Origin of the sequence: Mycolicibacterium phocaicum, assembly GCF_010731115.1 — a bacterium.
GTDB lineage: Bacteria > Actinomycetota > Actinomycetes > Mycobacteriales > Mycobacteriaceae > Mycobacterium > Mycobacterium phocaicum.
Genome location: NZ_AP022616.1, coordinates 977729 through 996684, shown reverse-complemented (window position 1 = coordinate 996684; position 18956 = coordinate 977729). Strand labels below are relative to the sequence as shown.

The following is an 18956-nucleotide window of genomic DNA, read 5'->3' as shown; positions in this document are numbered from 1 at the left end:
CCAGTCGATGAGCAGCGGGGGATGGACGAAGTCGTGACGGACGATCAGATGGACGGTGCTGCCGGTGAGATCGACGTGGTTCTGGTCACGGGTCTGTCCGGCGCCGGGCGCGGCACCGCCGCCAAGGTGCTCGAGGACCTCGGCTGGTACGTCGCCGACAATCTGCCCCCGGAGCTGATCACCCGGATGGTCGAGCTGGGCCTGGCTGCCGGATCGCGCATCACCAAGCTGGCCGTGGTGATGGACGTCCGGTCCCGCGGCTTCACGGGCGACCTCGATTTTGTGCGCCGTGAATTGGCGACTCGCAGCGTCTTCCCGCGGGTGCTGTTCCTGGAGGCGTCGGACGACATCCTGGTGCGCCGCTACGAGCAGAACCGGCGCAGTCACCCCCTGCAGGGCAACCAGACGCTCGCGGAAGGCATTGCCGCCGAACGGAGATTGCTGGAGTCGGTGCGCGCCACGGCCGATCTGATCATCGACACCTCGACACTGCCGGTGCCGGCGCTGCGGGCCGGCATCGAACGCGCCTTCAGCGGGGAGGCCGTCGCCGGGACGAGCGTTACGGTCGAGAGTTTCGGCTATAAATATGGTCTGCCGATGGACGCCGACACCGTGATGGATGTCCGGTTCCTGCCGAATCCGCATTGGGTCGACGAGTTGCGGCCCCATACCGGGCAGCATCCGGCGGTTCGGGACTACGTGCTGGGACAAGAGGGCGCCGCCGAGTTCCTGGACACCTACCATCGGCTGCTGGGGGTTGTGATCGACGGCTATCGCAGGGAGGGGAAGCGCTACATGACCGTGGCCATCGGCTGCACCGGCGGCAAGCATCGCAGTGTGGCGATCGCCGAAGCGCTGGCCAACCGGCTACGTGGCGGTGACCACCTGACCGTGCGTGTGCTGCACCGGGATCTGGGGCGCGAATGACGGAGGATCGGGCTCCCGCGCGCATCGTCGCGCTCGGCGGCGGGCACGGCCTGTACGCGACGCTGTCCGCGGCGCGTCGGCTGACGCCGCACGTCACCGCCGTCGTCACCGTCGCCGATGACGGTGGGTCGTCGGGCCGGCTGCGTTCCGAACTGGACATCGTGCCCCCGGGCGATCTCCGAATGGCGTTGGCGGCCTTGGCATCTGACAGTCCGCACGGGCAGTTGTGGGCCACCATCATCCAGCACCGCTTCAACGGCAGCGGCGCTCTGGCCGGTCACCCGATCGGCAACCTCCTGCTCGCCGGCCTCAACGAGGTGCTCGCCGACCCGGTCGCGGCGCTCGACGAGCTCGGCCGGATCCTGGGGGTCAAGGGCCGCGTGCTGCCGATGTGTCCCATCGCGCTGCAGATCGAGGCCGACGTGTCCGGGCTCGAGGCCGATCCGCGGATGAGCCGCGTGATCCGCGGTCAGGTCGCGGTCGCCACCACACCGGGCAAGGTGCGGCGGGTCCGGCTGCTGCCGGGTGATCCGCCGGCCACCCGGCAGGCCGTCGACGCCATCATGTCGGCCGACCTGGTGGTGCTCGGTCCGGGTTCCTGGTTCAGCAGTGTGATCCCGCATGTGCTGGTGCCCCAGCTGCTGGCTGCCCTGCAGGCGACCTCGGCGCGCCGGGCCCTGGTGCTCAACCTCGCCGCCGAACCGGGGGAAACCGCCGGGTTCTCCGCCGAACGGCACGTGCACGTGCTGTCGCAGCACGCCCCGGGCCTGACGGTGCACGACATCATCGTGGACGCGGCCAGTGTCCCCAGTGAGCGGGAACGCGACCAACTGCGTCGGGCGGCGTCGTTTCTCGAGGCTCAGGTCGAGTTTGCTGACGTATCCCGACCTGGTACACCTTTACATGACCCGGCACGGCTTGCGGCAGCTCTGGAGCGGGTGCGTCTCAATGGCAGCGCACCGGCCCGGCCCGCATACGAGCCATCCACTCCCGCCGCTCGGTCGGCCGACGGATTCCGTCAGCAGCCGGCCCCTGAAGGACCAAGAGGTGACGATTCGTGGCGATGACGTCGGAAGTGAAGGACGAGCTGAGCCGGCTGGTCGTCAACTCGGTGACCGCACGCCGGGCCGAGGTGGCGTCGCTGCTGCGCTTCGCCGGCGGCCTGCACATCGTGGCCGGACGCGTCGTCGTCGAGGCCGAGGTCGACCTGGGCAGCATCGCCCGGCGCCTGCGCAAGGACATCTACGACCTGTACGGCTACAACGCCGTCGTGCACGTGCTGTCGGCCAGCGGCATCCGCAAGAGCACCCGGTACGTGGTGCGCGTCGCGCAGGACGGTGAGGCACTGGCGCGTCAGACCGGACTGCTCGATCTGCGTGGCCGGCCCGTCCGTGGCCTGCCGGCCCAGGTGGTCGGCGGCAGCGTCGGCGACGCCGAGGCGGCGTGGCGCGGCGCGTTCCTCGCGCACGGTTCGCTGACCGAGCCCGGGCGGTCGTCGGCGCTCGAGGTCAGTTGCCCCGGACCGGAGGCGGCACTGGCGTTGGTCGGTGCGGCCCGCCGGCTCGGGGTCAGCGCCAAGGCGCGCGAGGTGCGCGGCAGTGACCGCGTGGTGGTGCGCGACGGCGAGGCCATCGGTGCGTTGCTGACCCGGATGGGCGCCCAGGACACGCGGCTCAATTGGGAAGAACGGCGGATGCGCCGCGAGGTGCGCGCCACCGCCAACCGGCTGGCCAACTTCGACGACGCGAACCTGCGCCGGTCCGCCCGGGCGGCTGTCGCGGCCGCGGCCCGGGTCGAGCGGGCGCTGGACATCCTCGGCGACACGGTGCCCGACCACCTTTCGGCCGCGGGCCGGTTGCGTGTCGAGCACCGGCAGGCGTCGCTCGAGGAACTGGGCCGGCTGGCCGACCCGCCGATGACGAAAGATGCTGTCGCAGGCCGGATTCGGCGCCTGCTGTCGATGGCCGACCGGAAAGCCAAGCTGGAAGGCATTCCGGACACCGAGTCGGCCGTCACCCCGGACCTGCTCGACGACGCCTAGCCGCTACGGTTCGGTCAGTAGCCCGTTCACCACTCGAGTGACGCTGCGGCCCACAGCGTCCCCGTCTGGTTGCCCCGCCACCGCGGCCGCCAGGGCTATGCCGTCGAGGCAGGCGATGAGTTCGGCGGCACGCGCGGGCGCCGCCGGTAGGCCGAGTTCGGCGATCCGGTCCTCCAGCCACTTCTGTAGATAGCCGCTGGCTGCAGTCAACGTCTGGTGTATTTCGGGCTGCCTGGCGGATTCCAGGAGCAACTCGTGACGGGCGAGCACAAGCAGCCCACCCTCCGCCGTCCAGGCGCAGACGGCTTGCGCGGCGAGCGCGGCGAGTTCCTGAAGGGTGAGCTGGGCACGTTCTTCGAGCGCCGGTCCCAGCTCGCGCTGCGTCCGGGCGACGAGGTGCTCCGCGCACGCCTGGAGCAGGGCGGCGCGGGTGCGGAAGTAGTACGACGTCGAGCCTTCGGGCAGGCCGGCCAGCTGATCAACCGCCCGATGCGTCAGGCCGCGCGCACCCCTGGTCGCGAGCGCGGCGATGGCGGCCTCAGCCACGACCGTACGACGATCTTCAATCACGCGCGTCTCCTCTCTACTTTTGTAGAGTACTATCCTCTACAAAAGTAGAGGATGAGGACATGGGTATTCACGTTGTCGTAGGAGCAAATGGAGCCGCCGGCTCGGTGGTGTGCACCGAACTATCGGCGGCGGGCCACACCGTGCGGGCCGTCAGCCGGAGTGGGCGCGGCGCGCCGCCGGGAGTCCAAGCGATCGCGGCCGACGCGACGGACACCGGGCAGATGATCGAGGTCTGCGGTGGCGCCGACGCCATTTACCACTGCGCGCTGCCGCCCATGGACGCGTGGCTGCCCACATATGTGGACCTGGCGACGTCGCTCATCAGTGCGGCCGGTTACGTCGGGGCCCGGTTGGTGTACGCGGACGACACCTGGATGTACGGCAAGGTCGACGGCCCGATGCGGGAAGACTCGCCGATCCGCCCGGTGGCCTACAAGGGGGCCCTGCGCGCGCTGGTCGCCGAAATGATTTCCGCGGCGCACATGCGGGGGCAGACCGAGACGGTCATCGGTCGCGCCGGTGAGCTCTACGGTCCGCGGGTGGTGTCGCTCGTTGCGTCCAACGTCTTCGCCGCCGCACTCACAGGGCGGCGTGCCGTGTGGCCGGGGGACCCGGACATGCCGATAACCCCGACCTACATCGGCGATTTCGGCAGGGCGCTGGCCGATCTCGGGCAGCGAGCCGGTGTCGGGGGCGAGGTGTTCCACGTTCCGGTCGCCGCGCCGACCACCGGACGCGCCTTGATTGCCATCGCCGGGCGGCAGGCCGGTACCACGCCCGGTGTCAGGCGCATGACGGCGAGAACGGTTCGACTACTGAGTCCCTTCGTTCCGCTGGTCCGCGAAGGCGGCGAGTTGCTCTACCAATTCGAACGGCCATTTGTCTTGGACGACAGCAAGTTTCGTGAACTCACCGGCCTGACGGCCACCGGCTGGGACGACGGCATCCGCGGGACACTCGACTGGTTCCAGGCCGATCCGGAACGGACCCGGTACCGGCTGCTTCCGCGAAGGCTCAACTGAGCTCGGGACGGTAGGACATCTCCGACTCGCTGGGCGCGGGTCCGGTACCGCACGTGAGGTTCCTCACCGCACTAGGCTGGCTGAGGATTCACCGCATGACCTGTCCAGGAGTACCGGCGAGGGAGCACAGCAGTGACTATTCGGATCGGCGTCAATGGTTTCGGGCGTATCGGGCGTAACTTTTTCCGGGCCCTGGATGTGCAAAAAGCGGGGGGTAAGAACGCCGATCTGGAGATCGTGGCGGTCAATGACCTGACCTCGACGGATGCGTTGGCGCATCTGTTGAAGTTCGATTCGATCCTGGGCCGGCTGCCCTATGACGTGCGTGCTGATGGGGACACGCTGATCGTGGGTGAGACCAAGATCAAGGCCCTGGCGGTCAAGGAAGGCCCGGCGGCGTTGCCGTGGGGGGATCTGGGTGTGGACATCGTGGTCGAGTCCACCGGTATCTTCACCGACGCCGCCAAGGCCCGCGGCCACCTGGAGGCGGGGGCCAAGAAGGTCATCATCTCGGCGCCGGCGACCGGTGAGGACATCACCATCGTGATGGGGGTCAACGACGACAAGTACGACGGCAGTCAGGACATCATCTCGAATGCCTCGTGCACCACGAACTGTCTGGGCCCGATCGCCAAGGTCCTCAACGACGAGTTCGGGATCGTGCGCGGGTTGATGACCACGATCCACGCCTACACCCAGGATCAGAATCTGCAGGACGGGCCGCACAAGGATCTGCGCCGGGCCCGGGCGGCGGCGATCAACATCGTGCCGACCTCCACCGGCGCGGCCAAGGCCATCGGCCTGGTGCTGCCCGAGCTCAAGGGCAAGTTGGACGGGTACGCGCTGCGGGTGCCGGTGCCTACCGGGTCGGTCACCGATCTGACCGCCGAGCTGGGCAAGTCGGCGTCGGCTGCGGAGATCAACGCGGCGATGCAGGCGGCGGCCGAGGGGCCGCTCAAGGGGATTTTGAAGTACTACGACGCGCCGATCGTGTCGTCCGATATCGTCACCGACCCGCACAGTTCGCTGTTCGATGCGGGGCTGACCAAGGTCATCGACAACCAAGCCAAGGTCGTGTCCTGGTATGACAACGAGTGGGGCTACTCCAACCGGATCGCCGATTTGGCCGCGCTGGTCGGCAAGTCGCTGTAGACGGCACGTAAGAGAAAGACAGGTATGAGCATCAAGACCCTCGATGAGCTGTTGGCCGAAGGCGTAGAGGGGCGGGGCGTCCTGGTCCGCTCCGACCTGAACGTCCCGCTCGACGAGAACGGCAACATCACCGACCCGGGCCGGATCATCGCGTCGGTCCCGACGCTGGCCGCGCTGGCCGATGCCGGCGCCAAGGTCGTCATCACCGCGCACCTCGGCCGCCCGAAGGGTGGACCGGACGCCAAGTTCTCGCTCGCGCCGGTCGCCGCCGCGCTGGGGGAGAAGCTGGGCCGGCACGTCCAGCTCGCCGGTGACGTCGTCGGCACCGATGCGCTCGCCCGCGCCGAGGGTCTGACCGACGGTGACGTGTTGCTGCTGGAGAACATCCGGTTCGACCCGCGTGAGACCAGCAAGGACGACGCCGAGCGCGCGGCCCTGGCCCGCGAGCTGGCGGCTCTGGTCGAGGGTCCCGACGGTTCGCCCGGCGCGTTCGTCTCCGACGGCTTCGGCGTCGTGCACCGCAAGCAGGCGTCGGTGTACGACGTCGCGAAGATCCTGCCGCACTACGCCGGCACGTTGGTGGCCACCGAGGTCAAGGTGCTCGAGCAGCTGACCAGCTCGACCGAGCGGCCCTACGCCGTCGTGCTCGGCGGCTCCAAGGTATCCGACAAGCTCGCGGTGATCGAGAATCTCGCCACCAAGGCCGACAGCATCGTCATCGGCGGCGGCATGTGCTTCACTTTCCTTGCGGCCCAAGGGCTTTCGGTCGGTACCTCGCTGCTGCAGGAGGAGATGATCGACACCTGTAAGCGGCTGCTGGACACCTACGCCGACGTCATCCACCTCCCTGTCGACATCGTGGTGGCGGACAAGTTCGCCGCCGACGCCGAACCGGAGACCGTGGCTTCGGACCGCATCCCGGACGGCAAGATGGGCCTGGACATCGGCCCCGAGTCGGTCAAGCGCTTCACGGCGCTGCTGTCCAACGCCAAGACCGTGTTCTGGAACGGCCCGATGGGTGTCTTCGAGTTCCCGGCGTTCGCCGACGGCACCAAGGGCGTCGCCGAGGCCATCATCACCGCAACGTCCAAGGGCGCGTTCAGCGTCGTCGGTGGCGGCGATTCGGCTGCCGCGGTACGCCAGCTCGAACTGGCCGAGGACGGCTTCTCGCACATCTCGACCGGTGGCGGCGCGTCGCTGGAGTACCTCGAGGGCAAGACCCTCCCGGGCATCGAAGTGCTGGGGTCGTAGAACATGGCACGCAAGCCGCTCATCGCCGGCAACTGGAAGATGAACCTCAACCACTTCGAGGCCATCGCGCTGGTGCAGAAGATCGCATTCGCCTTGCCGGACAAGTACTTCGCCAAGGTCGACGTCACCGTCCTGCCGCCGTTCACCGATCTGCGCAGTGTGCAGACGCTGGTCGACGGCGACAAGCTCCTGCTCACCTACGGTGCGCAGGACGTGTCCCAACACGACTCCGGTGCCTACACCGGTGAGATCAGTGGCGCGTTCCTGGCCAAGCTGGGCTGCACGTTCGTCGTCGTCGGGCACTCCGAGCGCCGGACCTACCACCACGAGGACGATGCCCTGGTGGCCGCCAAGGCCAAGGCCGCGCTCAAGCACGGCCTGACCCCGATCGTGTGTATCGGTGAGGGGCTCGACATCCGCGAGGCCGGTAATCACGTCGAGCACTGCACCGCTCAGCTGCAGGGCTCGCTGGCCGGGCTGTCGTCCGAGCAGATCAGCCAGGTCGTGATCGCCTACGAACCCGTCTGGGCCATCGGCACCGGCCGGGTCGCCAGCGCCGCCGACGCGCAGGAGGTGTGCGCCGCGGTCCGCTCGACGCTGGCCGAGCTGGCCTCGCCCGAGATCGCCGCGACCGTGCGTGTGCTCTACGGCGGCTCCGTCAACGCCAAGAACGTCGGCGAGCTGGTGGCGAAGCCCGACATCGACGGCGCACTCGTCGGGGGTGCGTCACTCGACGGCGAGCAGTTCGCGACGCTGTCGGCGATCGCCGCAGGCGGTCCGCTGCCCTGACGGGCTAGTTCGCCGGCTCCAGCACCATGGTGGGCAGGTTGCCCCTGTTGATTCCTCCGGGCAGTGGTCGGCTCGTGGTGGTCAACGGGGCGTCCGCCGCCTTGGCGGGCGGTGCGTGGCAGCCTGTCTCCGGATCCATGCCAGGGATGCCGCCGGACTCGATGCAGCACAGGTCGGCATTCCGGACGGTCTTCTTCATGCAGTTGTCGTACGCCTCGATGTCCCAGGTGTCGTCGCTGGGCGCGGCGATCGACACCGGGGCCGTGGTGACGGCCAATGCGGCAGCCAGCAAAGTGGCTGAAGCAAGTTTCACGACGGACATGTTGGCCTCCAAACAGGCCGAGTAGTGGATGTTGATCTGTCCATGGTGCGCCGTCGCCGCGCCCGCTGCGGCCGAATCAGCAACGCAATTGTGGTGACGGCGACGACGCGACGGCGGACCGCGGCCGGGTGACGGCGCTCCACCCGGTAAGCTGTGGCTCATGATTTTGGCCCTGCAGATCACGTTGATCATCACCAGTGTGTTGGTTGTGTTGCTGGTGTTGCTCCACCGGGCCAAGGGTGGCGGTCTGTCGACGCTGTTCGGCGGCGGTGTGCAGTCCAGCCTGTCGGGCTCCACCGTGGTCGAGAAGAACCTCGACCGGCTGACGTACTTCATCACCGGCATCTGGCTGGTGTCGATCATCGGCATCGCGCTGCAGATCAAGTACGGCGCCTAGCCTCGGACTTCACGAACCGGCCACGCCTGTCAGGCGTGGCCGGTTCTGTTTGTCTGACAGCAAGTACCCAGCGTTCGCTGGGCCGGCGCTTATGTCGATGACAGGGCGCACTTAGCGCCGGCACCTACGCTCGCCGCGTGGTGCATCTTCTTCGTATCGGCGCAGGCGCGGTGGTGCTGCTCTGCGCGGCCGGTGGCGTGGCCCCGGGTATGGCGGCGGCCGATCCACTCCCGGTCGCCGACGTCCGGCAGGCCGTCAACACCGAAGACGGTTGGCGCCTTGGGGTTTCGCTCACCCAGATGACCGTCAACTCGGTCCCGAACATGGCTGCGACGGCTTTCACGCGAGAAGGTTTCGTCACCGGCCGGGCCGAGGCGTCGATCGACGGCAGCGGCTCGTCGGCGGTCAACAACGGGACGCTGATCGTCGGCCTGCAGCTCGGCTGCCAAGTCGATCTCAGTGAGGGCGCCAGCGTCGGCGGCGACGCCGACATCGGCATCAACCCGGGTTTCAGCGGAAACGTGCTGAATGCCATCGGCCCCTATGCCGATCTGGAAGGCAACGTCTCGGTGAACCTGCTGCCGGGCACGATCACCAACGTGGTGCTGGGCAAGAAAGCGCTGAAGGGCCGTACCGGCGGCATCACCGTGCACGACGCCCACGTCAAGGTCGACGCCTGCGGCGGGGCGGTGGCCATCCGGTTCTTCTCGACGGTGACCATCGACACCGACAGGAACGACGACAGCGTGAACGCCTACGGGGACATCCTGCAGCTATGAGCGGCGTACGAATGCCGGTGAGAATCCGGGCCGCGGTGGTCGGCGTCGCGGCGTCGGCCTGGTTCCTGGTCTTCGCACCGGTCGCCGCGGCCGACTGCACCGGCGCGGGGGACTTCGGCGCCGGGTCCGGTTGCGCGCCACCGGGTGGCGGCAGCTCGTCGGCGAAGGCGTGGCCGCCGACGTCGGTGGATTGGCCGCCGAACGTCGACTCGGACAGTGGCGGTAGTAGCGGCGACGCCGGCGATGCGAATCCAATTGTGGTGCCCGACGGGCAGAAACCATCGACCACGACGTCGCGTGCGAGCGCGCCTGCCACGCCCACCACGTCGTCGCCGCCGATCGTCCCGGTCGGTCCGCCGTGACCGTGCCGAACCGCCTGCCCTGCGCGAGCGGCCGCTGCCGTCGATACTTGGGTGATGGCAGACGTTCCGAACGCTCCTGACACCACACTGCTGCCGATCGGATCGGTTCAGCGCACCGAACTGGGCCGTGAGGCCACCGAACCGATGCGCGAAGACATCCGGTTGCTCGGCGCCATTCTCGGCGACACGGTGCGCGAGCAGAACGGTGACGCGGTCTTCGATCTCGTGGAACGCGCGCGGGTGGAATCCTTCCGGGTGCGTCGCTCCGAGATTGACCGGGCAGAGCTGGCGGCGTTGTTCGCCGGTATCGACATTCACCAGGCCATCCCGGTGATCCGGGCGTTCACGCATTTCGCGCTGCTGGCCAACGTCGCCGAGGACATCCACCGGGAACGACGGCGTGCGGTGCACGTGGCGGCGGGCGAGCCACCGCAGGACAGCAGCCTAGCCGCGACGTACCGCAAGCTGGACGAAGCCGGGGGATTGGACGGGGCGGCGGTCGCCGATGCGCTGCGCGGTGCGCTGGTCTCGCCGGTGATCACCGCCCACCCCACCGAAACCCGGCGGCGCACCATCTTCGACACCCAGAACCGGATCACCGAACTGATGCGGCTGCGGTTGCACGGGCACAGCCTGACGCGCGACGGCCGCGACCTCGAGACCGAGCTGCGCCGGCACATCCTCACCCTGTGGCAGACCGCGCTGATCCGCTTGTCGCGGTTGAAGATTCAAGACGAGATCGCCACCGGGCTGCGCTACTACCCGGCCGCGTTCTTCGACGTCATCCCGCGCGTCAACGCGGAGGTGCGCGGCGCGCTGCAGGCCCGCTGGCCGGGTGAGCCACTGCTGGAGACGCCGATCCTGCGGCCCGGCTCGTGGATCGGCGGTGACCGCGACGGCAACCCCAACGTCACCGCCGACGTGGTGCGCCTGGCGACCGGCAGCGCGGCCTACACCGCGTTCGACCGGTACTTCGCCGAACTCCTTGCGCTGGAACACGAATTGTCGATGTCGGCGCGGCTGGTGCGGGTCAGCGATGCGCTGCAGGCGCTGGCCGACCAGCATCCCGAGCCGACGCACGCCGACGAACCGTACCGCCAGGCGCTGCACGTGATCCGCGCGCGCCTGACGGCCACCGCCGCCGAGATCCTCGACCGGCAACCCGAGCACGAGCTGGAGCTCGGCCTGCTGCAGTACACCGCGCCGGCCGAGTTGCTCGCCGACCTGGACGTCATCGACGCGTCGTTGCGCGCCGGTGGCACCAGCGTGCTGGCCGACGACCGGCTGGCCCGGTTGCGAGAGTCGGTGCGGGTCTTCGGTTTCCACCTCTGTGGGCTGGACCTTCGGCAGAACTCCGAAGTGCACGAGCAGGTGGTGGCCGAGCTGCTGGCGTGGGCCGGGGTACACCCCGACTACGCATCATTGCCGGAAGATGAACGCGTCGCCGTCCTGGTCGCGGAGTTGTCCACGCGCCGGCCGTTGGTGGGCCGCGAAGCGCAGCTGTCGGAACTGGCTCGCAAGGAACTGGACATCGTCGCCGCGGCGGCCCGAGCGGTCGCGGTCTTCGGGCCGCAGGCCGTGCCCAACTACATCATCTCGATGTGTCAGTCGGTGTCGGATCTGCTCGAAGCCGGGGTGCTGCTCAAAGAAGCCGGCCTGCTCGACGCCGCCGGACCCGAGCCCTACAGCCCGGTCGGCATCGTGCCGCTGTTCGAGACCATCGACGACCTGCAACGCGGATCGGCGATTCTGGGAGCGGCCCTTGCCATTCCGCTGTACCGGTCCATCGTCACCGCGCGGGGCGAGCAGCAGGAGGTCATGCTCGGCTACTCCGACTCGAACAAGGACGGCGGCTACCTGGCGGCCAACTGGGCGCTGTACCGGGCCGAACTCGATCTCGTGGAATCGGCCCGCAAGACCGGAATCCGGTTGCGGCTGTTCCATGGCCGCGGTGGCACCGTCGGCCGCGGTGGCGGCCCGAGCTACGACGCGATTCTCGCGCAGCCGCCCGGCGCGGTCAGGGGCTCGCTGCGGATCACCGAGCAGGGGGAGGTGATCGCGGCCAAGTACGCCGAACCGCATGCGGCACATCGCAATCTGGAGACCCTGCTGGCCGCGACCCTCGAATCGACTCTGCTCGACGTCGAAGGGCTCGGCGACGCCGCCGCACCCGCCTACGACGTACTGGACGACCTGGCCGCCCGCGCACAACGGGCGTACAGCGACTTGGTGCACGAGACACCGGGATTCGTCGAGTACTTCAAGGCATCGACTCCCGTCAGCGAGATCGGTGCGCTCAACATCGGGAGCCGCCCGACATCGCGCAAGCCGACCACCTCGATCGCCGATCTGCGGGCCATCCCGTGGGTGCTGGCCTGGAGCCAGTCGCGCGTCATGCTGCCCGGCTGGTACGGCACTGGGACCGCGTTCGAGGAGTTCATCGACAACACCGAAGGTGGCCTCCAGGTCCTGCAGGACCTGTACGCGAAGTGGCCGTTCTTCCGGACGGTGCTGTCCAACATGGCGCAGGTGCTGGCCAAGTCGGATCTCGGTCTGGCGGCGCGGTATTCAGAGCTCGTGGATGACGAGGCGCTGCGCCACCGGGTGTTCGACAAGATCGCTGCCGAACATGAGCGCACCATCCGGATGCACGCCCTCATCACCGGGCACGACGACCTGCTGGCCGACAACCCGGCACTGGCCCGGTCGGTGTTCAACCGGTTCCCGTACCTGGAGCCGCTGAACCATCTCCAGGTCGAGTTGCTGCGCCGTTACCGCTCCGGTGACGAAGACGAACTCGTGCAGCGCGGCATCCTCCTGACCATGAGTGGGTTGGCCACCGCACTGCGCAACAGCGGGTAGCGGCCCTGCAACGACGGCCAATGTCTAGGAAATGCCTTACATGCGTTCGACTTCCGCGGACATCGCAAGGTGGCCGCCACGGGCATTTTCGGCGGTTGCAACACGGAATCCCCAATTGTGGGCGGGACCCTTCACTACGACTACAGGACCACGACGACCCCCGACGCGCCGCCCTCGGATCCCGGGCTTCCGTTCTAGGCCGGCCGCACCGATTCGCATGGCCACCGACGGCATCCGCCCATCGGGCATCGCCGATGAAGCTGGCTCGCCGCATCGGAGTGCCGGATCATCCTGTGGGACTGTCGCTTTCGCCATCGCTGTCGCTGTCGGCGTCTCCGCCGCGCTCTGTGCGGTAGAGCGTGGGGTGGTGGTAGTGGTTGGTTCGGGGTTGGCCGACGTCTAAGAGTGGTGGTGGGGTCCAGTGGGTGCGGCCGTCGGGGCCCATGGTGGTGGTCCAGCCGCCGGTGTCGGCGAGGCGGTTGTCGGGTCCGCAGGCCAGGGTGAGGTTGGTGATGTCGGTGGGGCCGTCATCACGCCAGTTGGTGTTGACGTGATGGGCCTGGGAGCGCGAGGCGGGGGCGGTGCAGTTGGGGCGGGTGCAGCCCAGGTCGCGGGCGAACAGGGCCAGCCGTTGTGCGGTGCTGGCGGTGCGCGCCGCCCGACCCAAATAGAGCGGTTGGCCGGTGTGGTCGTCGAAGACGGCGAGGTAGTTGTCCGACCCTTGTGCGGCCATCCGCACCAAATCCTTCACCGGCAGCTTCGTCCCGGTGTGGGTCGCAGCCATCCCGGCACGTTTTTCCAGGTCGGTGACGGTGCAGGTGGCGACTACCCCGACGGGGAACCCGTTGTGCACCCCGCTGGATGAGGCCAGCATCATTCGCCCGACCATTTTGAACGCGTCGTATTGGCGTTGGGCCAGGGTGCGGGTATCTGCATCGATTTGTTCTTGGGTGGGTGTCCCCGACAGGCACGGCACCTCGTCGGCGGGGTTGCACATGCCTGGGGCGGCGTACTTGTCGAACAGTGCCTGCCAGTAGGCCCGGCCTTCCGGGTCGAGTTGGGCGGTGACGTCGGTGCGGCCGTCGGGTCGCTGCTTGCCCATGACGAACGAGCGTTTCGGGTCGGGTTCGGTGTCGTCGGGTTCGGGGCCGTCCTGATCGAGCCGGTACAACAGGTCCGCTGCGACTTTGCGGAGGTCCTCGGGCGTCTTGACTCTCGCGTCGGCCACCAGGTCGGTCTCGCACTGGGCGAGGGTGATCGGGTCGGCCGCCCACAGCGGCAGCTTCTGGAAAAACCAGGTGATGACCTGTACGTGCTCACTGTTGATCGCACCTTCGGCCAGCGCGGCGGCCACCAGTTCCCACACCGGTCCCAACGGTTCGCCCGTGATGGCCGAGCGCGGGCCCAAATTATCCGTGTCGCGGACCCGGCGGCGGGCTTCTTCGCGGCTGATCCGCAACCGCACATGCAGCACCTCAGGCCAATCCTTGGCGCCGATCTCTTTGGCGGTGGCCTGGGTTTGGGCGGCGGCCAGAATCTGGTGATCGACCGCCTCGGCGGAGCATTTGAGGGTTTCGCGCTGGGATTGCAGCTCCAGTAGGACCTCGATGGGCAGTCCGGTGTAGTCGAGGCTGTTGACCGCCGCGAGGGCATCCGCCAGGGCCGCGTAGGCGGTGCGGATGGTGGTGCGGTCGGTGGCCATATTCGAACAATAGTTCGAACCACCGACAATTCGCTGTGACGAATGTGGCCTCAGCGACCTACCGTGACCAGCGCAAACAAAGTGACCAAAGTTCTCAGCAGAGGCTGCTACGGAGCCCAGCCGCGAACTGACTTCACCATGCCTCGCACGACGTTTTCTGTGACCGTGATGGGCGATAGCACTGTCTCGGCGACCCCGACGATGGCCTCCACGCGCGTCACGATCGCTTCCATCCGGTCGACCACGCCGAAGATGCGCGGCGCGAGTTCGTCGATCTGGGTGATGGTCTCGTTGAACCGCGACATCGTGGTGTCGAGATCACCGGTCAGAGTGCTGAGGGTCGCCAGTGTGCCTTCCATGTCGACCAGCAGCGAGTCGACCTGGGACACCATGACGTCGGCGTTCAACGCGGCGTCCGTCAACGTTCGGATGCGGCCGCGCACGGGTCGTGACCGCCCGTCGCCTTTGTCGACCATGGCTACAGTTTTGACGCCGCGGCGGCGTCGAGCAACCATACCGTCGCCTCGGTGCCGATCGCGCCGGCCGCCGGAATGTCTTCGGCCGCAGCGCCACCCACCGCGGCCGCTACCGCGTCGGCCTTCTCGGCGCCGGCCACGACAAGCCACACCTGGCGGGAGCGACGGACCGCGGGCAGGGTCAGCGTGATCCGCCGCGGCGGCGGCTTGGGGGAGTCGGTGACGGCAACGACGTACCGCTCGGTCTCGCGGACGGCGTCGGTGTGCGGGAACAGCGAGTTGACGTGTCCTTCGCCGCCCATGCCCAACAGGTGTACGTCGAATTCCGGTGTCGGCGAACCATTCCCGGCGACCAGTGCCAGCTCGCGCGCGTAGGCGGCGGCCGCGGCGTCGACGTCGTCACCGAACTCGCCGTCGCTGGCGGCCATGGCGTGGACGTTGTCTGCCGGGATGGCAACGGAATTCAGCAGCGCCTCGCGGGCCTGCTTGATGTTCCGGTCGGCATCGTCGGCCGGGACGTACCGGTCGTCGCCCCAGAACAGGTGCACCTTGGCCCAGTCGATCGGATGCCCGCCGACATGCTTGAGCAACTTGATGCCGGTACCGCCGCCGGTCAGCACGATGTATGCCACGCCGCGCGCCTCGATGGCGCCGTTGATGGCCGCCACGAGGCGATCGCCGACGGCGGTCACCAGAGCATCTGCGTCGGGATACTTCTCGATGATCTGCTCAGACATATACGACCTTGTCCAGGCCCACGAGGGCGCGATGGTAGATCTCGTCGGCATCGAGCCGGCGCATCTCTTCGGCGAGGCAGTCGCGAGCTTCCCGGCGTGCCAACGGAATACGGGCCTCGGGCCGGCCGGTGCGGGTGAGCGAGGCGGTGACGCCGGTCTGCGGACGGCTCAGTGTGATGGTCTCGGTCGGTCGGGTCAGCACGACTTTGAGCTCACCGACCGCGCGGGTCACCGGCCCGTCGATGCAGGCCGCCAGCCAGCCGGCCAGGATGTCCAGTGCCGGTTCATCTTTGAGCCCCGACACCAGCGCCTCGGTGATCGGTTCATAAGGTGCCTGGTCCAGCGCGGCGGCGAGCAGCGCCCGCCAGTACGTCACCCGGCTCCACGCCAGATCGGTGTCCCCGGACGTGTAGCCGGCCAACCGGCTCTTGATGCAGGTCTGAGGATCTTCACCGTTGGTGGCGTCGGTGATCCGGCGGATCGCGAGCTTGCCCAGCGGATCGGCCGCCGGCACCGCGGGTGCCACATCGGGCCACCAGGTGACCACCGGGGTATCCGGCAGCAGGAATGGCGTCACCACGCTGCTGGCATGGCCGGCCAGCGGGCCCGAAAGGCGAAGCACCACAACCTCATTGGCGCCGGCGTCGCGACCCACCCGGAGCTGGGCATCCAGGCGGGCCTCGGTGGCCAGCCGGTCACCGGGGATCACCACGATGACGCGGCACGGATGTTCGCGGCTGGCGGTGTTGGCGGCCTCGATGGCCTCCTCGAGGATGGCCTCGGTGTCGGGTGCCACCACGAGGGTCAGTACCCGCCCGAGGGTGATGGCACCACCCTCTTCACGCAGCGCGACGATCTTCTTGTTGATCGCGCCGGTGTTGGTGTCGGGCAGATCGAGAATCACGGTCGCCTCCATTCGCGGCCGCTGCGCCGCAGCATCTCGAATGCCGACTCCGGACCCCAGGTGCCGGACTCGTAGGCCTCGGGCCGGCCGCCGGCCTTGTCCTGCGCGGCCCAGTGTTCGAGCGCGGGATCCAGTATCTTCCAGGACAATTCGACTTCGGCGTTGACCGGGAACAGCGACGGTTCGCCGAGCAGGACGTCGAGGATCAGTCGTTCGTAGGCTTCGGGGGAGTCCTCGGCAAACGCGGAACCGTACGAGAAGTCCATGCTGACGTCGCGGACCTCCATGAGGTGCCCCGGCACCTTGGAACCGAATCGCAGGGTGATGCCTTCGTCGGGCTGCACCCGGATCACCAGGGCGTTCTGTCCGAGTTCGTCGGTCATCGTGGCGTCGAACGGCAGGTGCGGCGCCCGCTTGAACAGCAACGCGATCTCTGTGACCCTGCGTCCCAACCGTTTTCCGGTGCGCAGGTAGAACGGCACGCCGGCCCAGCGCCGGGTGTCGACCTCGACCGTGATCGCCGCGAAGGTCTCGGTGGTCGACGTCGACGAGAAGCCTTCCTCGTCGAGCAGGCCGACAACCTTCTCGCCACCCTGCCAGCCGGCGGCGTACTGACCGCGTGCCGTGGTCTCGTCCAGCGGCTCGGCCAGGTGTGTCGCCGACAGCACCTTGATCTTCTCGGCCTGGAGTTCGTGCGGTGAGAAGTTGACCGGCTCCTCCAGCGCCGTCAGCGCGAGCAGCTGCAGGAGGTGGTTCTGAATGACGTCGCGGGCGGCGCCCACGCCGTCGTAGTAACCGCCGCGGCCACCGAGTCCGATGTCCTCGGCCATGGTGATCTGCACGCTGTCGACGTAGTGGGCGTTCCACACGGGCTCGAACAACTCGTTGGCGAACCGCAGCGCCAGGATGTTCTGGACGGTTTCCTTGCCCAGGTAGTGGTCGATGCGGAACACCGACGACTCCGGGAACACACTGTTGACGACGCCGTTGAGCGCCTCGGCGCTGGCCAGGTCGTGACCAAACGGCTTCTCGATGACCACCCGGCTCCAGGAGCCGCCGGACTTGTCGGCCAAGCCGGACCTTGACAGCTGTTCGCACACCTGCGGGAACGCGTTCGGCGGAATCGACAGGTAGAACGCGTGATTGCCGCCGGTGCCGCGCTCCTCGTCGAGCTTGTGCAGCGCGTCACGCAGCCGTTCGAAGGCAGCGTCGTCGTCGAACGTGCCTTGCACGAAACGGAATCCCTCGGCCAGGCGGTCCCAGACCTCCTGCCGGAACGGGGTCCGGGCGTGCTGTCTGACGGCGTCGTGGACGACCTGACCGAAGTCCTCGTCGGCCCAGTCCCGGCGCGCGAAGCCGACCAAGGCGAACGAGGGCGGCAGCAGCCCACGGTTGGCCAGGTCGTAGATCGCCGGCATCAGCTTCTTGCGGGCCAGATCGCCCGTGACGCCGAAGATCACCACCGCGCACGGGCCGGCGATGCGGGGCATGCGCTTGTCGCGCTTGTCCCGCAGGGGGTTCACCCAATTCGCCGGCCGCTCGCTGCTGTCGCTCATTTCAACGCGTCGAGTTGACCCTGCGTGGCCTCGAGCAGCTCGCCCCAGGATTTCTCGAACTTCTCCACGCCCTCGACCTCGAGCAGGTTGAACACGTCGTCCAGGTCGATCCCGACGGCCGACAGCTCATCGAACACGGCCTGCGCCGCGGCAGCCGTTCCGGAGATGGTGTCGCCGGTGATCTGGCCGTGGTCGGCGACCGCTTCCAGGGTCTTCTCCGGCATGGTGTTGACGGTGTCGGCGGCGACCAGCTCGGTGACGTACAGCGTGTCCGGGTAGTCCGGGTTCTTCACGCCGGTCGACGCCCACAGCGGACGCTGCACGCGGGCACCCTCGGCCTTGAGGTTGGCGAACTGCGGGCCGCCGAAGACCTGCTCGTAGGCCGCGTACGCCAGCCGGGCGTTGGCGACGCCGGCCTTGCCGCGCAGACCCAGCGCCGAGCCACCGATCTTCTCCAGCCGGGCGTCGATCTCGGTGTCCACGCGGGACACGAAGAACGAAGCGACAGAATGGATCTTCGACAGGTCGTGGCCGGCTTCGCGGGCCTTCTCGAGCCCGGTCAGGTAGGCGTCCATCACGGCGCGGTGCCGTTCCACCGAGAAGATCAGGGTGACATTGACCGAGATGCCCTCGGCGATCACCGCGGTGATCGCCGGCAGGCCCGCCAGCGTCGCCGGAATCTTGATCAGGAGGTTCGGGCGGTCGACGATCTTCCACAGCTCGATGGCCTGCAGGATCGTCTTGTCGGTGTCGTGCGCCAGCCGCGGGTCGACCTCGATGGACACCCGGCCGTCGACGCCGCCGGTGGCCTCGTACACCTTGGCCAGCACGTCGCACGCGTTGCGGACATCGTCCGTGGTGACGGTGCGGATGGTGGCGTCCACGTCGGCGCCCCGGGACGCCAGCTCGTGCACCTGCTCGTCGTAGGCCGTGCCCTTGGACAGCGCAGCCTGGAAGATCGACGGGTTGGTCGTGACGCCCACGACGCTGCGGGTGTTGATCAGCTCGGTGAGGTTCCCCGACTGCAGCCGCTCACGCGACAGGTCGTCGAGCCACACGGAGACACCGGCGGCGCTCAGCGCCGCGAGGTTCGGGTTCTGAGTCATG

Annotated in this window: 19 protein-coding genes; 11 read left to right on the top strand and 8 right to left on the bottom strand. The window is 68.0% G+C overall.

Annotation, left to right across the window (positions count from 1 at the left end; all coding sequences use genetic code 11):
- Positions 1–21: 21 nt before the first annotated feature.
- Genes rapZ through whiA form a run of 3 tightly spaced genes read left to right on the top strand, consistent with a single transcriptional unit; the run spans position 22 to position 2968 of the window.
- Positions 22–927, top strand: coding sequence for an RNase adapter RapZ (gene rapZ / locus G6N46_RS04785; protein WP_020101596.1), 906 nt, complete (start codon positions 22–24; stop codon positions 925–927).
- The gene (locus G6N46_RS04780; RefSeq protein WP_064858823.1) at positions 924–1994 is read left to right on the top strand and encodes a gluconeogenesis factor YvcK family protein; all 1071 of its coding nucleotides are present in this window, start codon (positions 924–926) and stop codon (positions 1992–1994) included. Before rapZ ends, G6N46_RS04780 begins: the two co-directional genes overlap by 4 nt.
- On the top strand, positions 1991–2968 hold the full coding sequence (gene whiA / locus G6N46_RS04775) for a DNA-binding protein WhiA (protein WP_029105256.1): 978 nt from the start codon (positions 1991–1993) through the stop codon (positions 2966–2968). The genes G6N46_RS04780 and whiA overlap by 4 nt, the downstream gene beginning before the upstream one ends.
- A 3-nt stretch (positions 2969–2971) precedes the next feature.
- Here the strand turns inward: whiA and G6N46_RS04770 are convergent, their stop codons facing one another.
- Positions 2972–3538, bottom strand: a complete 567-nt coding sequence (locus G6N46_RS04770; RefSeq protein ID WP_138249159.1) for a TetR/AcrR family transcriptional regulator — start codon at positions 3536–3538, stop codon at positions 2972–2974.
- A gap of 59 nt (positions 3539–3597) precedes the next feature.
- On the opposite strand from G6N46_RS04770, the gene G6N46_RS04765 reads away from it, so the two are divergent.
- From G6N46_RS04765 to tpiA, 4 genes are all read left to right on the top strand, one after another.
- Entirely contained in the window at positions 3598–4560 is a 963-nt protein-coding gene (locus tag G6N46_RS04765; protein ID WP_138249160.1) for an NAD-dependent epimerase/dehydratase family protein, read from the top strand.
- Positions 4561–4692: 132 nt separating this feature from the next.
- Positions 4693–5712, top strand: a complete 1020-nt coding sequence (gene gap / locus G6N46_RS04760; RefSeq protein ID WP_163692602.1) for a type I glyceraldehyde-3-phosphate dehydrogenase — start codon at positions 4693–4695, stop codon at positions 5710–5712.
- Positions 5713–5736: 24 nt separating this feature from the next.
- The gene (locus G6N46_RS28585) at positions 5737–6963 is read left to right on the top strand and encodes a phosphoglycerate kinase (RefSeq protein ID WP_138249161.1); all 1227 of its coding nucleotides are present in this window, start codon (positions 5737–5739) and stop codon (positions 6961–6963) included.
- A gap of 3 nt (positions 6964–6966) precedes the next feature.
- A complete protein-coding gene (gene tpiA / locus G6N46_RS28580; RefSeq protein ID WP_061000936.1) occupies positions 6967–7752 on the top strand; it encodes a triose-phosphate isomerase in 786 nt (261 codons plus the stop codon).
- A 4-nt stretch (positions 7753–7756) separates the two neighbouring features.
- Here the strand turns inward: tpiA and G6N46_RS04745 are convergent, their stop codons facing one another.
- Complete coding sequence (locus G6N46_RS04745; RefSeq protein WP_138249162.1) at positions 7757–8065, bottom strand: hypothetical protein; 309 nt, start codon at positions 8063–8065, stop codon at positions 7757–7759.
- A 169-nt stretch (positions 8066–8234) separates the two neighbouring features.
- Here G6N46_RS04745 and secG point away from each other — a divergent pair, with 169 nt between their 5' ends.
- The 4 genes from secG (at position 8235) to ppc (ending at position 12474) form a co-directional block, all read left to right on the top strand.
- Positions 8235–8471: a preprotein translocase subunit SecG gene (secG, locus tag G6N46_RS04740; protein ID WP_029105032.1), complete on the top strand. Its 237-nt coding sequence runs from the start codon at positions 8235–8237 to the stop codon at positions 8469–8471.
- A 209-nt stretch (positions 8472–8680) separates the two neighbouring features.
- Complete coding sequence (locus tag G6N46_RS04735) at positions 8681–9250, top strand: MspA family porin (protein WP_407665185.1); 570 nt, start codon at positions 8681–8683, stop codon at positions 9248–9250.
- Positions 9247–9612, top strand: a complete 366-nt coding sequence (locus G6N46_RS04730; RefSeq protein ID WP_138249163.1) for a hypothetical protein — start codon at positions 9247–9249, stop codon at positions 9610–9612. Before G6N46_RS04735 ends, G6N46_RS04730 begins: the two co-directional genes overlap by 4 nt.
- Before the next feature lie 54 nt (positions 9613–9666).
- Entirely contained in the window at positions 9667–12474 is a 2808-nt protein-coding gene (gene ppc / locus G6N46_RS04725; protein ID WP_138249164.1) for a phosphoenolpyruvate carboxylase, read from the top strand.
- 286 nt (positions 12475–12760) lie between these two features.
- Here the strand turns inward: ppc and G6N46_RS04720 are convergent, their stop codons facing one another.
- From G6N46_RS04720 to tal, 6 genes are all read right to left on the bottom strand, one after another.
- Positions 12761–14176, bottom strand: a complete 1416-nt coding sequence (locus G6N46_RS04720; protein ID WP_138249165.1) for an HNH endonuclease signature motif containing protein — start codon at positions 14174–14176, stop codon at positions 12761–12763.
- 107 nt (positions 14177–14283) lie between these two features.
- Positions 14284–14652 (bottom strand): ATPase, encoded by a 369-nt coding sequence (locus tag G6N46_RS04715; protein WP_138249166.1) that lies wholly within the window; start codon positions 14650–14652, stop codon positions 14284–14286.
- A gap of 2 nt (positions 14653–14654) precedes the next feature.
- Positions 14655–15389 carry a 6-phosphogluconolactonase gene (gene pgl / locus G6N46_RS04710; protein ID WP_138249167.1) on the bottom strand — a complete coding sequence of 245 codons (735 nt, stop codon included), beginning with the start codon at positions 15387–15389 and terminating at the stop codon, positions 14655–14657.
- On the bottom strand, positions 15382–16293 hold the full coding sequence (gene opcA, locus G6N46_RS04705; protein WP_138249168.1) for a glucose-6-phosphate dehydrogenase assembly protein OpcA: 912 nt from the start codon (positions 16291–16293) through the stop codon (positions 15382–15384). Before opcA ends, pgl begins: the two co-directional genes overlap by 8 nt.
- The gene (gene zwf, locus G6N46_RS04700; RefSeq protein WP_138249169.1) at positions 16290–17849 is read right to left on the bottom strand and encodes a glucose-6-phosphate dehydrogenase; all 1560 of its coding nucleotides are present in this window, start codon (positions 17847–17849) and stop codon (positions 16290–16292) included. Before zwf ends, opcA begins: the two co-directional genes overlap by 4 nt.
- Positions 17846–18955 carry a transaldolase gene (gene tal / locus G6N46_RS04695; protein WP_138249170.1) on the bottom strand — a complete coding sequence of 370 codons (1110 nt, stop codon included), beginning with the start codon at positions 18953–18955 and terminating at the stop codon, positions 17846–17848. Before tal ends, zwf begins: the two co-directional genes overlap by 4 nt.
- Position 18956 lies beyond the last annotated feature (1 nt).

What these genes read in the sequence shown, in the direction of transcription:
- G6N46_RS04715 (WP_138249166.1), bottom strand. Translation starts at nt 14,652, where the DNA reads ATGGTCGACAAAGGCGACGGGCGGTCACGACCCGTGCGCGGCCGCATC.
- ppc (WP_138249164.1), top strand. Translation starts at nt 9,667, where the DNA reads ATGGCAGACGTTCCGAACGCTCCTGACACCACACTGCTGCCGATCGGA.
- G6N46_RS04765 (WP_138249160.1), top strand. Translation starts at nt 3,598, where the DNA reads ATGGGTATTCACGTTGTCGTAGGAGCAAATGGAGCCGCCGGCTCGGTG.
- rapZ (WP_020101596.1), top strand. Translation starts at nt 22, where the DNA reads ATGGACGAAGTCGTGACGGACGATCAGATGGACGGTGCTGCCGGTGAG.
- secG (WP_029105032.1), top strand. Translation starts at nt 8,235, where the DNA reads ATGATTTTGGCCCTGCAGATCACGTTGATCATCACCAGTGTGTTGGTT.
- G6N46_RS04780 (WP_064858823.1), top strand. Translation starts at nt 924, where the DNA reads ATGACGGAGGATCGGGCTCCCGCGCGCATCGTCGCGCTCGGCGGCGGG.
- whiA (WP_029105256.1), top strand. Translation starts at nt 1,991, where the DNA reads ATGACGTCGGAAGTGAAGGACGAGCTGAGCCGGCTGGTCGTCAACTCG.
- G6N46_RS04720 (WP_138249165.1), bottom strand. Translation starts at nt 14,176, where the DNA reads ATGGCCACCGACCGCACCACCATCCGCACCGCCTACGCGGCCCTGGCG.
- pgl (WP_138249167.1), bottom strand. Translation starts at nt 15,389, where the DNA reads ATGTCTGAGCAGATCATCGAGAAGTATCCCGACGCAGATGCTCTGGTG.
- tpiA (WP_061000936.1), top strand. Translation starts at nt 6,967, where the DNA reads ATGGCACGCAAGCCGCTCATCGCCGGCAACTGGAAGATGAACCTCAAC.
- tal (WP_138249170.1), bottom strand. Translation starts at nt 18,955, where the DNA reads ATGACTCAGAACCCGAACCTCGCGGCGCTGAGCGCCGCCGGTGTCTCC.
- G6N46_RS04735 (WP_407665185.1), top strand. Translation starts at nt 8,681, where the DNA reads ATGGCGGCGGCCGATCCACTCCCGGTCGCCGACGTCCGGCAGGCCGTC.
- G6N46_RS28585 (WP_138249161.1), top strand. Translation starts at nt 5,737, where the DNA reads ATGAGCATCAAGACCCTCGATGAGCTGTTGGCCGAAGGCGTAGAGGGG.
- G6N46_RS04730 (WP_138249163.1), top strand. Translation starts at nt 9,247, where the DNA reads ATGAGCGGCGTACGAATGCCGGTGAGAATCCGGGCCGCGGTGGTCGGC.
- zwf (WP_138249169.1), bottom strand. Translation starts at nt 17,849, where the DNA reads ATGAGCGACAGCAGCGAGCGGCCGGCGAATTGGGTGAACCCCCTGCGG.